This is a genomic window from Microvirga brassicacearum (assembly GCF_008757455.1).
Taxonomy (GTDB): Bacteria; Pseudomonadota; Alphaproteobacteria; order Rhizobiales; family Beijerinckiaceae; genus Microvirga; species Microvirga brassicacearum.
The window spans coordinates 95,981-110,805 of sequence record NZ_VCMV01000013.1 but is presented as its reverse complement, the minus strand read 5'-3'; the positions used below and the strand labels follow the sequence as shown (position 1 = coordinate 110,805).

The 14,825-nt window shown below is 60.9% G+C and carries 14 protein-coding genes; 8 read left to right on the top strand and 6 right to left on the bottom strand.

Going from position 1 to position 14,825, the window contains the following annotated elements; genetic code table 11:
* Positions 1–81: 81 nt before the first annotated feature.
* Complete coding sequence (locus tag FEZ63_RS08140) at positions 82–330, bottom strand: hypothetical protein (protein ID WP_150943176.1); 249 nt, start codon at positions 328–330, stop codon at positions 82–84.
* Between the two features lie 148 nt (positions 331–478).
* Between FEZ63_RS08140 and FEZ63_RS08135 the strand changes: the two genes are divergently transcribed.
* The 6 genes from FEZ63_RS08135 to FEZ63_RS08105 all read left to right on the top strand — a co-directional run bounded on the left by FEZ63_RS08135 (position 479) and on the right by FEZ63_RS08105 (position 7,382).
* Complete coding sequence (locus tag FEZ63_RS08135) at positions 479–2,311, top strand: adenylate cyclase (protein ID WP_150943174.1); 1,833 nt, start codon at positions 479–481, stop codon at positions 2,309–2,311.
* 237 nt (positions 2,312–2,548) lie between these two features.
* Positions 2,549–3,358, top strand: a complete 810-nt coding sequence (locus FEZ63_RS08125; protein ID WP_150943171.1) for a transporter — start codon at positions 2,549–2,551, stop codon at positions 3,356–3,358.
* A gap of 234 nt (positions 3,359–3,592) precedes the next feature.
* Positions 3,593–3,814, top strand: a complete 222-nt coding sequence (locus FEZ63_RS08120; protein ID WP_150943169.1) for a hypothetical protein — start codon at positions 3,593–3,595, stop codon at positions 3,812–3,814.
* Between the two features lie 132 nt (positions 3,815–3,946).
* On the top strand, positions 3,947–4,303 hold the full coding sequence (locus FEZ63_RS08115) for an HdeA/HdeB family chaperone (RefSeq protein ID WP_150943167.1): 357 nt from the start codon (positions 3,947–3,949) through the stop codon (positions 4,301–4,303).
* A 130-nt stretch (positions 4,304–4,433) separates the two neighbouring features.
* Complete coding sequence (locus tag FEZ63_RS08110) at positions 4,434–5,876, top strand: DUF1254 domain-containing protein (RefSeq protein ID WP_150943165.1); 1,443 nt, start codon at positions 4,434–4,436, stop codon at positions 5,874–5,876.
* A 63-nt stretch (positions 5,877–5,939) separates the two neighbouring features.
* Positions 5,940–7,382: a DUF1254 domain-containing protein gene (locus FEZ63_RS08105; protein WP_338042201.1), complete on the top strand. Its 1,443-nt coding sequence runs from the start codon at positions 5,940–5,942 to the stop codon at positions 7,380–7,382.
* 330 nt (positions 7,383–7,712) lie between these two features.
* Here FEZ63_RS08105 and FEZ63_RS08100 read toward each other — a convergent pair whose 3' ends face one another.
* Together FEZ63_RS08100 and FEZ63_RS08095 are read right to left on the bottom strand one after the other, a co-directional pair.
* The gene (locus FEZ63_RS08100) at positions 7,713–8,612 is read right to left on the bottom strand and encodes an alpha/beta fold hydrolase (RefSeq protein ID WP_150943162.1); all 900 of its coding nucleotides are present in this window, start codon (positions 8,610–8,612) and stop codon (positions 7,713–7,715) included.
* Between the two features lie 4 nt (positions 8,613–8,616).
* Positions 8,617–9,273 carry a DUF2239 family protein gene (locus tag FEZ63_RS08095; RefSeq protein ID WP_150943160.1) on the bottom strand — a complete coding sequence of 219 codons (657 nt, stop codon included), beginning with the start codon at positions 9,271–9,273 and terminating at the stop codon, positions 8,617–8,619.
* Between the two features lie 145 nt (positions 9,274–9,418).
* Between FEZ63_RS08095 and FEZ63_RS08090 the strand changes: the two genes are divergently transcribed.
* Both FEZ63_RS08090 and FEZ63_RS08085 read left to right on the top strand, forming a co-directional pair.
* A complete protein-coding gene (locus tag FEZ63_RS08090; RefSeq protein WP_150943158.1) occupies positions 9,419–9,754 on the top strand; it encodes a GIY-YIG nuclease family protein in 336 nt (111 codons plus the stop codon).
* A 362-nt stretch (positions 9,755–10,116) separates the two neighbouring features.
* Positions 10,117–10,929, top strand: a complete 813-nt coding sequence (locus FEZ63_RS08085; protein ID WP_150943156.1) for a hypothetical protein — start codon at positions 10,117–10,119, stop codon at positions 10,927–10,929.
* A gap of 349 nt (positions 10,930–11,278) precedes the next feature.
* Here the strand turns inward: FEZ63_RS08085 and FEZ63_RS08080 are convergent, their stop codons facing one another.
* The 3 genes from FEZ63_RS08080 to FEZ63_RS08070 all read right to left on the bottom strand — a co-directional run bounded on the left by FEZ63_RS08080 (position 11,279) and on the right by FEZ63_RS08070 (position 14,712).
* Entirely contained in the window at positions 11,279–12,505 is a 1,227-nt protein-coding gene (locus tag FEZ63_RS08080) for a hypothetical protein (RefSeq protein WP_244622707.1), read from the bottom strand.
* A gap of 182 nt (positions 12,506–12,687) precedes the next feature.
* Positions 12,688–13,695 carry a DUF1254 domain-containing protein gene (locus FEZ63_RS08075; RefSeq protein WP_244622741.1) on the bottom strand — a complete coding sequence of 336 codons (1,008 nt, stop codon included), beginning with the start codon at positions 13,693–13,695 and terminating at the stop codon, positions 12,688–12,690.
* Between the two features lie 195 nt (positions 13,696–13,890).
* Complete coding sequence (locus tag FEZ63_RS08070) at positions 13,891–14,712, bottom strand: acid phosphatase (RefSeq protein WP_150944108.1); 822 nt, start codon at positions 14,710–14,712, stop codon at positions 13,891–13,893.
* Positions 14,713–14,825: the final 113 nt, after the last annotated feature.

The following is a 14,825-nucleotide window of genomic DNA, read 5'->3' as shown; positions in this document are numbered from 1 at the left end:
CTGCTTATCGACAGTAAGCCGAAGCCGACGAGGATCGTACTTCGGAAATGTGCCAGGACCAGACTCTCCTCCAGTTCCAGGCTATTGTTGCGAATGCCGATCCAGCTCGGTCGCCAATTCGGCCGCGAGATCCATCACCAGCTCCCGGTACTCGGTGCAACTCGCCTCGTTCACGGACGAGGACGAGCGCTCCCACCGTGCGAGGACCGCCTCGGCCTCGGCGAGATCCTCGCAGAGAGACAGGAAGCTGTCGTCCGTCCTGGCTAGTTCCGCGATGGCGTGCCCCCGATCCGGAAAGCGAGCGATGGCGGCCTGAACCGCGTGATGCATGGCGCAACCTCCCCGTTGCCGATGTCGGGCAGCGCAGGTGCGCCGGCCCACGACGAAGAGCTTCGCCTCTGGCGCGACGCATGGGGAGTAGATTACTGTAGGTTACGGTAGGACGTGCGTCGCGCGCGTCGCACATAGGGACCAGCCCATGGATGGCGGCAGCAACAGCAGTGCCTCGCAGCGGGCCGCAATTGCGCCTGCTGCGGATGATGTGCGTGCCCAACTCGACCGCCTCATCGCCAGCCCCGATCTCGACGTTCCGGCGCGGGCTCGCAAGTTCTTGCGCTACGTCGTCGAGGAGACACTCGCCGGCCGCGCCGACCGCATCAAGGCCTATGCCATCGGCACCGAGGTGTTCGACCGCGATCCGAGCTTCGACGCCCAGACCGATCCGGTCGTGCGTATCGAGGCCGGCCGGTTGCGTCGGGCCTTGGAGCGCTACTATCTGTCGGGCGGCCTGTCCGACCCGGTGGTCATCACCATTCCGAAGGGGGCATACGTCCCGCACTTCGCCTTACGAACGCATGCGGTGGGCGCTCACGCCTCTGCGGTGGATGCTTTGTCCCCTGCGGCACCGCCGACCGGAGGACCTGTCGTGGCACCGCCATCGCGGCAGTGGGGACCTTGGCTCGGCGTGGCGGTCGCAATCGCCTGCCTTGTCGGGCTCGTGCTGTGGGGCACGTTGCGCGTCGGTCAGCCCCCAGACGCCCAAGCATCGGCGCCGTTGCCTCTTGGGGGACCGACCCTCGTCGTGATTCCCTTTGCGGACCTGGGAGAACGCCCGGAGACCAGGGTCTACGCCGACGGCCTGACCGAGGAGATCCTCAGCCAGCTCGCCCGCTTCAGGGAGATCACCGTTCTCGGGCGAGAGACGTCGCGGGGCATTCCGGCGGGTGCGGATGCCGCCCGCATCCGTCGTGATCTCGGCGTTCGATACGTGCTTGAGGGAAGCGTCCGAGCCGCAGAGAACCGCCTGCGCGTGACAGGCCGCCTGCTCGATGCCAGGACAGGTACCGTCCTGTGGTCTCATACCTTTGATGCCGACCTGCTGGTCCGCGACCTTATCACGATCCAGGATGATATAGCGCGGAAGGTCGCCACCGCCGTGGCGCAGCCCTACGGCATCATTCACCGGGCTGACCAGATCCGTAACGGCGCACGCTGGCCGGACGACCTCGAAGCCCCAGCGTGCGCGCTGGGGTTTTACGCTTACCGCGCCACCCTGTCGGAGGAGAGCCATGCCGCGATCCGGAGCTGCCTAGAACAGGCCGTGGCGCTCCATCCGGCCCATGCGACCGCCTGGGCGATGCTGTCCCACCTGTATCTCGACGAGGACCGGTTCGGATTCAATCCGAGGGCGGGGTCCAGCACCCCGATCCAGCGCTCGCTCGATGCCGCCCGCCGGGCGGTTCGCCTCGATCCGGCGAATGTGCGGTCCCTCCAGGCCCTGATGGTGGCGCTGTTCTTCGCCCAGCAGCCCACCGAGGCGCTGGAGGTCGGCGAACGGGCGGTGGCGCTGAACCCGAACGACACCGAGCTGCTCGGCGAGTTCGGGACCCGTCTGGGCCAGGCGGGAGCCTGGCAGCGCGGCGCCGAGCTGCTGGAGCAGGCGCTCGCGCGCAACCCAGGCCATTCCGGCTACTACAGCGGGACGCTGGCGGTGTACGCCTACATGCAGCGCGACTATGCTCGCGCCGAAAGCCTGATCAGGCAGGCGGCGCTGAAGAAGTTCCCGCCCTATCACTTCGTCGCCGCCGTGATCTACGCGCAGATCGGCAAGTCGCAGGAAGCCGCCGAGGCCCGCGACGAGTTCCTGCGGATGCGGCCGACGATCTTCGAGCACTGGGACGAAGAGATGGCGAAGCGGAATTACCGGCCGGAGGATGTCGCCCATTTCGCCGAGGGCGCCCGCAAGGCGGGTTTTCCTGTCCCGGTTCAGACGGCTGCTGAAAGCCTTCTGGCGGCTCGCCTGGAGCATTGAGCTGCTATCCCACCACGTAAATTACAGGATGCTACAGGCGCCAGGACCTCTCGATTGCTAGTTTCCGCAGCGGAATTTGGAAGGCCTCCGCGTTGCGACGGAGGTCGACGATTCGACTGCGCGAAATTGCGTAATGCGAGCTTTCAAGGGGATTGCGATGACAATGGATTTAACCCGCCGGCAGGCTCAAAGGCTTTCGGCATGATGACAGCGAAGGCATGCAGTCTGGGGGTTTCTATGCATTCCTATAGGCGCGCCATTGCGGCAGGGTTCGTCTCTTTCCCAGCTTTTGCTGGCTACGCGGTGGCGCAGGAAGAAGACCTCGCGAAGAAACTCAGCAATCCCGTGGCTGCCCTGATCAGCGTGCCGTTTCAGTTCAACTACGACGGCAGGATCGGCCCCGGTGACGACGGTGGGCGCGCGACGCTGAATATCCAGCCGGTCATTCCGTTTGCCATCAATCCGGAATGGAACGTCATCTCGCGGACGATTCTTCCCATCATCTCCCAGTGGGATATCGCGCCCGGAACAGGCCGGCAATTCGGCTTGGGCGACACGACGCAGAGCTTCTTTTTCTCCCCTTCGACACCAGGTCCCAGCGGGATCATCTGGGGCCTTGGTCCTGTCGTGCGTCTTCCGACCGCGACGGACGACCTGCTCGGCGGCAATCGATGGGGCATGGGACCGACCCTCGTCGTTCTCAAGCAAACCGGCGGATGGACTATCGGCGCTTTGGCCAACCACGTCTGGTCCGTCGGTGCCGCGACGCGCAGCGGCGCCGGTCCCGTCAACGCTACCTTTTTGCAGCCCTTCGTCTCCTACACGACTGCCGATGCGTGGACCTTCACGCTCAACACCGAGTCGACCTACGACTGGGCGAACGACAAGCTCACTGTCCCCATCAACGCCGTCGTGGCGAAGCTGATCAAGGTCGGGACGCAGCCGATCAGCCTGTTCGTAGGCGCTCGTTACTATGCCATGTCGCCGGAATCCGGACCCAAAGGACTTGGGCTGCGCGCCGGCGTGACCTTGCTTTTTCCCAAATAGGTCTCAGGGGCCTGCCCGCGCCAATAGTGCCATCGACATGTCAGGGAGGACATCATGAAGCCGCTCCACAGCAAACTCTCGGTACTCGCGTTCTCCTCTCGGCCACTGTGGTCGACATGAGGAACACTGGAAGATGATCTTCATGTCACCCCCTGAGTGCGATCGCAGATGCACTAGCCGTGAGGCTGGCTCACCTTGGCGTCGCCTGGCGCGACACAACAAAAGGAGAATTTCATGAAGCTGTTCCTGATCGCCGTGACCCTTCTCGGAGGGACCTTCGCTCTGAGCGCGACGGATGCGGGTGCCGCGGTGTGCGCCCGCGGCGTCTATCGCGCCGGCTGCGCCGGCCCGCGCGGCGCCGTTGTCGCGCCACGCCCCGTCGCTGTCCGGAGAGTCGTCACGCCACGGGTGGTTTGCGCCCGCGGAATGTACCGCGCCGGTTGCGTCAGCCGGTAGGCGCTGCGCCCATGATAACGGCCGGAAGCGCTACGAATTCGACATAGTCCAGCACGGGGCCTGTGCTTGGCGTCACGAGCCGTTGCTGAAATCGTCAGAAGTCCATCTGATACAAACCAAAAGGAAACCAACATGCGTACGCTTTTTCTTGCCACGATTGCCCTCGCAGCATGCATCGGATCTGGCGCCAATGCCCAGGTGGAGTTGAAGACCTATGCCGATGCCAAAGGATTTATCGACGTCCAAGCCTTAACCTGCGCCCAACTCGCCGGAACGTTTCAGGAAGATGCGGACCTGCTGACAACCTGGTACAGCGGCTGGTACAACGGCCTGGCGAAGAAGCACTACATCGACATAAGCCGTTCGCGCGAAGCCGAGCACGAGACGATTGTCTATTGCAAGGCCAATCCAACGGTAAAAGTCATCAAGGCGATGGGCCTGGTCTTTGACAAAATGCGCAAGGAGCAAGGAATCGTACTGGCGAAATAGCCGCCAGTGCTACCGCAGCCACCCACTGGTTAGTGGGCACTGTTGCATTGCAAACTTGGTGATGGCGATGGCTGCGTGCGTCGGCTGCCACCCGCGCCTGACCACAAATTGACCAAAAGAAAGTGCTCCGATGCTGACGAAACGCGACCTGCTTCGCTCTGCGGCGATAACCGCGCTCGCCGTCGCGACGGCGAAGTCCACGCCGGCAATTGCGCAGAACAAAGCCGAATGGCCTAACCTGTTGGAGGCCAAGGACATCGCCGAAGAAGGCTTCATCTACGGCTTACCGCTCGTGATGAATTATGCGGTCATGCAAGAATTTGCCGTGGACAAGAACTCGGGGCAATTCAAAGCGCCCTTCAACGAAATCAACAGCATGCACCACGTCGCCACCCCGGCGGATACCGCAATCATCACGCCGAACAGCGACACCCCTTACTCGTTCGTCTGGATGGATTTGCGCGCTGAACCGATGGTCATCTCGGTGCCGGCGATCGAAAAGGACCGCTACTACTCGGTCCAACTCATCGACGGCAACACCTACAATTTTGGCTACATCGGCACGCGCGCCACAGGGAGCGAGGCGGGTGAGTATCTGGTGGTCGGGCCCGATTGGAAAGGTGAAACACCCAGCGGGATCGAGAAGGTCTTCCGATCGACGACACCCTTCCCGCTCGCGATTATCCGTACGCAACTCTTCGACCCCGGCGACATGCCAAACGTCGAGAAGATTCAGGCCGGTTACAAGGCGCAGCCGCTCTCTGGCTTTCTTAAACGTCCGGCTCCGCCCGCCGCGCCCAAGATCGAGTTCCTTCCTGCCACCACCGCGGGGATCAAGGACAACTTTTTCCAGTATCTCGACGCCGCTCTGCAATACGTCCCCGAGACGCCAAGGGACAAGGCGATTCGCACGAAACTTGCGAAGATTGGCATCGGCCCCGGCAAGACCTTCGTGTTCAAGGATCTATCGCTCGAACACAAAGCCGAAATGCTGATCGGCATGAAGCAGGGTGACGACAAAATCGACAAATGGCTGGCCAGCGGAAACAAACCCATCAACGGCTGGAACGTCAGCTCGCTTCTTGGCGACGAGGCGTTCTACAACGGCGATTGGTTACTGCGGGCCGGGGCTGCCAAGGCCGGTCTCTATGGCAACGATGCCGTGGAAGCCATGTACCCCTTCACCCGCACGGACGCGACGGGTGAGCCGCTCGACGGAAGCAAGCACAAGTACACGATCACCTTTCCCGCCGGGCAACTCCCGCCGGTGAATTCTTTCTGGTCGGTAACGATGTATGACGGCAAGAGCCAGCTCCTGGTCAAAAACCCAATCAACCGCTACCTCATCAACTCGCCGATGGTGCCCGGCATGAAAAAGAACGCAGACGGCTCGCTGACGCTGTACATTCAAAAAGACAGCCCAGGCGCGGATAAGGAAGCAAATTGGCTTCCGGCACCCAATGACACAATCTATCTCGTGATGCGCCTGTACTGGCCGAAGACCGAAGCGCCTTCAATCCTGCCGGCGGGCGAAGGGACGTGGCAGCCGCCCGGTATCGCCGTGGCGCAATAAGCATTCCCCGATCATGAATACCTCGACCAAGCCGCCGTGTGTGGCGTCGGACGTCGATGAGGAGTGAACAATGATACGTATGACGAGACTGCTTTGCGTCACCGCCGCGGTGGTGCTGATGGGCTTGGGCACCGCTTCCGCCGAACGCTGAATCTCAATTACGGCTATCCGTCGGCCGATACCGTTGACAAAATTTACGACAACCTGGATCGCTCGCGCGCGCTACAGGCTTATCTGCTGGCGATTCCCATCGTCAATCAGGCCGGCATGCGCGAATCGCTACGCAAGTTCGGACCAGATAACCAGACCAACGTGATCTGGGAAAGTCTGATGGATTCCAAGACCGTCGCGCTGACTGGCAACGACAACACGATCTACAACTTCATGTGGGTCGACACGAGCAAGGGACCGGTGGTGGCCGAGATTCCGCCCAAGGTGCTCGGGACGGTCGACGACTTCTGGTACAAGTGGGTGGGCGACATCGGCATGACCGGGGCCGACAAGGGCGAGGGCGGCAAGTACCTCCTGTTGCCGCCTGGATTCAAGGGCGACATACCAGCCGGATATCATGTTTTGCGGCCGAGCACCTTCGGCAGCTACCTCGTCTTTCGCGCTTTCCTTGTAGACGGCTCAACCCAACCTGCGGTCGATTCGGTCAAGAAGAATCTGCGGATCTATCCCTTGGCCGAGGCCGCAAACCCGCCGCCGACGAAATTCACCAATGCCTCTGGAATTCCTTCGAACTTCGTCGCACCGGGCGACTACACGTTCTGGAGCCTGTTGAACCAAGTCATCCAGGAAGAGCCGGCGGAGGGTTCCGATCCCACGACCTTGGGCCTGTTCGCGTCGATCGGCATCGTCAAAGGCCAGCCCTTCAATCCCGATGAGCGGATGAAGAAGATTCTCACCGACGCCGCCAACATCGGCGCCGTTACGGCGCGGACCATCGCCTTCAAGGTTCGCGCGAAGGACGCGTATTTCTATCCGGACAGTGCGTGGCGTCTGCCGTTTTTGGGCGGCTACAAGTTCGAGACAGCGCCCGGTGTTAGCAACTTGGACGGTGCCGTCTTCTTTTACTACTTTGCAATTGCCGTGACGCCGGCGATGGAGGAGAAGATGGTGGGCTTGGGCTCGCAATATCCCTGGTCGGTTCAGGATTCAAAGGGCGATCCCTTGGATGGCGGCAAGACTTACAAGCTGCGCCTGCCGCCAAATATCCCGGTCAAGGATTTCTGGTCGGTCATCGTCTACGACAACCAGACCCGCTCGATGGTGCAAACCGACCAGCAAGCCCCAAGCGTCAGTAGCCAGAGCAAGGGCGTCAAGACCAATGCGGATGGTTCGGTGGATGTCTACTTCGGACCCAAGGCCCCGGCAGGAATGGAAAACAACTGGGTGCAGACGATTCCGGGCAAGGGCTGGTTCACGCTCCTTCGCCTCTACGGTCCGCTGGAGCCATGGTTCAACAAGACCTGGAAGCCCGGCGAGATCGAACTCGTCAGGTAGGAAACGCTGGCGGCAACCTGTTCGCTGAGAGATGGCTGCCAGTGTGGCAGCCATCGAGTTGCTACATTAGCCAGAACCAAGCCGTGGCTTGCGTTCCGACCAGCAGCCGTCTGCATGTTCGGTTTGGGTCAAAGTTTGATCTCTAAAGATCGCATTTAACGTCTGCTTCCCGCCCGTGAGCTGAACAACGCCGTACTTCCGAGATGTGCCATTTGCAGTCCTTCGCCCGCGAGCGTCGCAAGGTTTGCGGCACCGCGACGCAAAACGTAAGCGGTGTCGTGGCGGTTGGGAGCAGCGGGGATTGAACCTTTGAGTGCTTGGAGTGTCGCTTCAGCGCCTTGATGACCGCCTCGCTGTCCGGTCAATGGCCTCGATAATCGTCCGATCCAGCGCAGGCGACAAGTCATGCCCCATTCGCTCGATCAGCATGAGGTCCGCGTTCGGGATCGAAGCTGCGGTGTCCTGGCCACAAGCCGGAAGGATGAGCGGATCATCAGTCCCATGAATAACGAGCGTCGGTGCGGTGATGGTCGCCAGACGCGGGCGACGATCACCGGTCACGGCCATCGCGGCGATCTGCCGTCCGGAGCCGCCGGGATAATAGGCGCGCCGGGTCTCCTCCAGGATGAGGAGGCGATGGGCCTCCTCGTCGAACGCATGGCCGCTGCCGGCGATGCGGCGTGCGAAGGCAAGCCTGTGCGCGAGGAAGCCCGCTTCGTCCGAGACGGGATCCGGCGCCGGGCACGTCATCATCGCCATGACGTCCGGTGCCGCCTGCGGCAGCATGGGATTGCCCGTGCTCGACATGATCGAGGTCAGGGACAGCACCCGCCCGGGATGCTCGCTCGCCATGATCTGGGCGATCATCCCGCCCATCGACCGCCCCACGGCATGCGCCCGAGCAATGGCGAGGGCGTCGAGCAATCCGATGGCATCCGCGGCCATGTCGTGGAGCGTATAGGAAACCTCGGGCCGCTGTCCGGCCATGAGTGCTGCCGCCAGCGCACCGAAATCCGGCGGAGGGCACTGGTGGAAATGGGTTGAGCGCCCGGTGTCCCGGTTGTCGAACCGGATCACGCGATAGCCCCGCGCCGCCAGCGCCTCGCAGAACGGAACCGTCCACCGGATCATCTGCGTACCCAACCCGGCGATCAGCAGGATCGCTTCGTCGGCCCCGTCGCCCAAACTTTCATAGGCCAGATCGATCCCATTGGCTTTCACGACAGTCATGGTGCTATTCCGTCCGGGTTGAGGTTGGATGAGCCCGCGGGCCAAAGGCCAGGCGCAGGACGTGCGACCGGATGTCTTGCGGCCAATCCGCGATCCATTGCTCCAGCCTGGGGCGATCATCCGCGAAGAGCGCGCGCGTCGCCTCCTCATAGCCGGGCAGATCGCCCGCGATCGCCAGCATGAACTGATAGGCGGCATCCTGGGCGGCACGTCTTTGTTGTCGCGTCGCCCCGCTGCGCCGGGCGTCGTCCACTAGCCGTCTCAGGACGGCCGATGCGCCACCCGGCTGAGCGGCCAGCCATTCCCAGTGCCGCGGCAGCAATGTCACCTCGCGCGCAACAACGCCCAATTTCGGTCGCCCCCGGCCTCTTGGTTCGGAGGTCTCGTCTCTCGCAGGTTCGGATGCCTCATCCGCACCGGTGCGGTAGCGCCCGGCAGACGACCGGGAAGGCTGAGACAATCTTTCGATGATGTCGGCCTCTGACCCACGCAGATCCAGATCGACGATGCGGCCGGTCGCATCGTCGAAAACGAGGATCGCGTGCGATGAGCCGTTGTCGGTGGCCGCTTTGACCGCGAGAGCCACGTCGACAAGCGGGCCCGAGAGGAGCAGTCGATGACCGTCGAAGGTCGTGCAAGGTTTGGAGATGAGGTCGGACACGTTCAGCACCACAGGTTTCGCGTCGTTTATTATCCGGATAAAATCCCTGCGTCAATATTACCCGTGTAATATTCATGACGAGCGTCCTTCCGGGACCACGAGGCGAAACGCAATCGTCTCGCAACGTATTGAAAGGGGTGGAGGGATGAAGGGCGAGGCGCGCAAGGCGGCAGTGGCAGCCTACAAGGAACGCAAGGTCGTCGGTGGGGTCTATGCGGTTCGCTGCGCGGCTTCCGGTGAGACCTGGGTCGGGCACTGGCCCAACATTGAGACCATCCAGACCCGCCTATGGTTCACGCTCCGACAGGGCACGCATCCCAGAAAGGAGTTGCTTGAGGCTTGGCGTCGCCATGGCGAGTCGCAATTCAGCTTCGAGGTTCTGGAAAGGCTTGAGGATGAACCATCATCCTACACGCGTGACTCGGATCTGAGGGATCTGGCATCCCACTGGCGGGGAAAATTGAAGGCGAACCCGATATGAAAGGTGAAGAAATTTCAAATTCCGTCTGTCATGCGGGCGCGTCTGACCTGATCCATCACGGATGAGTAACATCACGAGAAAGGCCGTACTTCGTCTCTCAGAAGGACCGCTTTGGGTCAAAGTTCGACATCGAGAGTTTACAATGAACGTCCGCTTGCCGCCTATACGCTGACCAAAGCGGTACTTCGGACACGTGCCAGCAGTGGAACTTCAATAAGCAACCCTCAAAGGCAGCTTCGCGCCGCACTCCGGTCGTTCAAAGCGTCATAGCTGTTTGCCAAAAGCTGCCACGGACGCTTGGGCCGTAGCAGGGGGGCTGCCGAACAGAAAGGATCGCAATTCAGCTGCAAAGGTGGCAGAAAATGACAATCACCGCCTTCTTGAGAAGCCAGCATATTTTGATCCCACTGCCCCTAGAATATGAAACTATCGAAGCGAAGCTCAGGGCGCGGTCGATCACCGGCCATGAAGCTTCTCAAGCCATCTTTGTGGCGCGCCGTCGACTGGGATCTCCTTGGCATTGGAAATCTTGGAAGGCTGCACGAAAGCAGGTGCTGCGATCCGCCTGTGAAACCTGCGGAGCAGGCGAGGAAGCAATACTCTATGTGCAGCATACCGTCCGACTGCCTAGCATCAGCACACATAAAGAACTGGCAAAGCGCAACCTAGCGGGCAGAGAGATTGAGCCCATCGACTACTCGAGCATTCGGCAGCAAATGTATGCGATCCGAGACGCCGCTGAGCCAGAAGAGCGCGATTGCTGCCCAAAATGTGCCAGCCTATCTATTCAGTATCGGAAGCAGGCGGCGACTTGGATTTGTAACAGCAAGTCAACGGGGCGCTATTGTGCGCACGTGTTCACGGTGCCAGCCAAAAAGGCTGCTCTAACAGCTGATCAGAAAAAGTCGATCAATCGAGAGAAACATCGGACTTGGCGAAACACGATTCTCAATCGCGAGGATGACTGGATGCGGGACGCCATGCTCGCCTGGATAGGCGAAATGAGAGTTTACCTTTCGCTGCAACACACGAAGACTCTATGCAAGCGCTGTGCTTTTCTTGAGGATATGACGGACCAAAAGCCGTGCCGATCTTGCGGGTTCGCCTACCCAAGGACCGAGCAGGTTTGCCCTGACTGCGAACAACCGGATGGCGCTCAACCGATCATCGGTTGAGTTGCAGGTGCCACAGACTGTCGATGAGCCCACAAATAGCTATCCTCTGCTGTGCGCCGCATCTCTGCCGTGCAGATCAGCTTTGTTACATCCTGAAAGCAGACATTGGCTGCGGCGACGCTGGAGCATGCCACGAGTTCCCGTTGATCACTTCAGTCCACCAAAAAACTATCTATCCGTGTCGACCCGCGAAGTGAGCTTTGACGCTATCCGGATCGTCACTTTCCAGGAGCGCAATTCCCGACGGTCCGACACGCGCGCCACAGAACAACCGCGCCTGTCGTACGATATTGACACGATCTCTTCGCGCCCGATGAACGAAGCGAGCGGCAGTGGTGAACTATGTGCATCACAGCAGGAGCAATTTCTTTAAGATGGATAGGACCTCTTTGTATGGCAGCATCGTCGCCCCCACCACTGCGAAGGGAATAAGAGCTGCTGCGGCGACGGGGGCTACGGCTGTCCTGCTAACGAGGATCGTTGAAAGCTTGCTCATCGCCTCGTAGTGCTTGCCCGGATCCGACAGTTCCGTGTCTGGCTCGGGCATAGGATCCGAAAAGACATTCCGGCCGATAGCCTTCCGCTCGGCAGATCGATAAAATTGTGTTGCCTGAGCACCCAGCAACGACAACCCTTGCTCCTTCAATTGATGAAGCGGAGGGGTGAAGGCGGATAGCGGATAGGCGAAGAGACTGATGACGATCGAGAGCCAGCCGCTCATGACCATACTTAACGTCGTCGCGGATAGGTCTTCATGGAAGCTGTACTTTGCGACTGCTGCGGCTACGGCGCAGCTCATTCCAAAGACGAAAATGGCATAGGCGTTCGGATATTGACCCAGGAACGCCAATCCGCCGTTGCCGTCGGGATGGGTTGCAACCAAGCGGAGCTCAAGCTTGGCGAACTTTCGGAGCATGCGAGCCCACAAAAAGTGCCGCCACACACCCCGCAGAAAGAGGAAGACGAACAATGGAAGGCTGAAGCAGATCGACCACCAACCGGCAAGCGTAATTCTATTGCCTTCAAGCAAATGCTCAACCGCCCATGATGATGCTCCTACTGTGTGAAGATTCAGATAGGAAAGGATCGAAGCGAAAACCGCCAAGGCTAGGCAAATGAACTCCGCTCCCCGAGAGTCGCGCTGGCGAAGTGCCGACGACACAATAGCTGCGGCGACCGGAATTGACGTCGGAGCGACGATTGGCGCGCGCACCAACTGGGACAGCTTTGCTTTCAAGCCCTTTTCCACCTGTTGCTCAGCCAGAATGAAAGCACCGATCCCGATGAAAAACTTCGCCCATACTCCGAGATCGGCGAGATAGGCTCCTTGGCCGCGCTCCAAGGAGAGACTGCGTGGTAGACCAAGCAGAAAAGGAACGCCCCAAGCCAAGGCCACGAACAAGGCCGCTCGAGATCCTACATGAAGCGCGTTCCGCCGAAGCAATCCCAGTTGCTCTTGCAGATCGAAGAAAGGTCCGCCGTGGGACGCGAGAAATTCGACCAGATCAGGGGCGGCGCGCAGGGACGGATCTCCCGCCGCCACTTTCGCTGGGGCCGGAGCAGCAGTCTCGTTCACTTAGCAAGCCACTTCTTGGATAGGATTTTTGAGGACGTCTCGGGTAACATACCCGGCGGTTGGACCTGTAACGACGCCGGAACGGCGAGCGACCGCCGTTCGGTTCCACCATTCGGCCAACGGCAAGCTTGGGTGGTAAGTTATCGCTGTTTGCCGGAGCAAACGGACGAGGCTGATGCCTTCTACGATGCAGGTTGCGCCTCCGGCATCTTCCACTCGCCGTTCAGGATCACGGCTCGAGGACGGTAGAGACGAAATGTGTAATTCCACCCCTGCGTAATCGGCAGGCAATTCGCGATTTTCCCGTCGCAGCCGCCGAACTGGATGTCGATCGCGCCATCAGCGCTCTTCTTTCCGGTGAGGCTGTTGACCGAATAGGCGTCGTAATCGTTCTTCTGGAAGAAGCCCTTGTCGTTATAGACGCTGATCGACCAGAACGCATCGACGGGGACCTCCTTGACCCTGAGCTTGTAAACCGTTTTGCCGTCGTTTTTGGCCGGGGTCACTGAGGGATAGGATGCGTCCTTGTCGGGGTTGCCGCCCCAGCCGGCTGCCGTGCCTATCAGGTGCTTGACCGGATCGACCTTTCCCTTCGGGCCGAAAGCGTTGGTGAAGCTGCCGGATGCCGCGGACAGCGCTTCGAGCGCCTCACGGATCTTCTTCTGTTGAGCCAGATCCCAATTCGGGGCCTCGAACTTACCAACCGACTTCTGCTCCACCTTCAGCGCATCTTGCAGAGCGTGAACCTGCGCGAGGTCCTTGGTGTCGTTGGGATCGACAAGGATACGGACCGCAGCGAACACGTAACGGGTGCCGACCGTGTCCTTGGTGAGCGTCGTGCGGCCGGGCTCGTAGACCACCATCGGCGTGTAATGGTCTTCGTTGATGATCTGCATCGAGATGAAGCGCTTGCCGGCATCGGGAAGGGTGATGGTCACCGGGCCGGCGTCGAGGTCGAAGAGCGCCTGGGAATAGAGCGTATCCCGGTTCATCCGGACCACAGGCTGCTTGTCGATCGGCGTCGGTGTCCTGCTATGGACGAACTTGCCGAGGCCGCCGTCATCGGCCGTTTTGGCCATATAGAAATCGGTCTCGGCTCGCTTGAAGTTGTCGACATTGACCGGAACCGACTGTGAGAACGCCGCGCACGGCGCGAGAACCAGGAAACTCAGGCTGCAGACCATCGTCATTCGCATTGAACGGCACCTCATTGGCGTGTTTGATACATTTGCTCATCGGTGCAAGACCGAGTGGGTCCGCGCCCGTGCTTCGGCTGATCGTCGGCTGTGGGGCGGGAGATGCCCGTAATCCGCCCAGCTAGGAATGTCCGGTTCCGGGCGGCGAGCCAATGTCCGGAAGCGGCGCGCAGCGCCTCCCGGCCCCATTTATCGCTCGGACAGTGCAGCAGCCTCGGCGGCGCATTCGGAGACCGAGGGCACCTGCTTCGCGGCCTTCACCTCCGCTTTCACGGCTTCCAGATCGGCGAGGAAGGTCGGATCGGTTTGCAGTCGCGCGACGGTCGCAGCGCCCATGATCCGCCCGGCATCGACGTCGCTCTGCCAATGGGCATCGCAGACCACGCGGCTCTGCCCGAACTCGATGCCGCGCTTGAGCAGCGCATCGGAGCGCTCGGGATTGATCTGCGCGAAAACGAGAGCCCATCCCCAGCCGGCCGCCGTGTGGCCGGACGGGTAGGAACCGTCGCTCCGCAGAATGGCCTCCTGATCCGCCCGGCAGGTCGCTTCGTTGTGAACCACGAAGAGTCGGACCCGGTTGTACTTGTTCTTCACGCCATAGGTGGAGAGGCCGAAATCGGACAGCATCTTCTGCATCATCGCGTAGAGGCGCGGGGTCTGCCCGCTGTCGATCCGGACACCCATCGCGCAGGAGAAATGGTCGGCGGCCTGCGGAAAGGCGAGATCGGCGTCGGCATGGGCGAGCTTCCAGCGCTCGGTGTTTCGCAAGGGGATCGTCGCGCTACGCGCTTCCTCATCCCGGGCGAGCGCAGCCGAGCCCGTTTCGGGTGGCGGGCCGAGCAGCATCAGGCTGTTCGGCAGGTCGGACTGCTTGAGATACCCCGGTGCGATCTGGAAATGCGGGTCTGTGACCTCGGGCTGGGCTTCGTCCGCCTGCGCCAGAGCCTGCCCGCCGAGCGCGAGCAGCGCCAGCAGAAAAACATGTGCGGCCCGCACCGCAGTCCCGGTCATCGACATTCCCACTCCTTTCGACACTACCAAACGCATGAAGGCCCGGTCCTCGGCAGGCGAATCCCGTGGCGAGCATTTCGTGCACGAGCAGCTTGCCCGTCTTGCCATTTCAC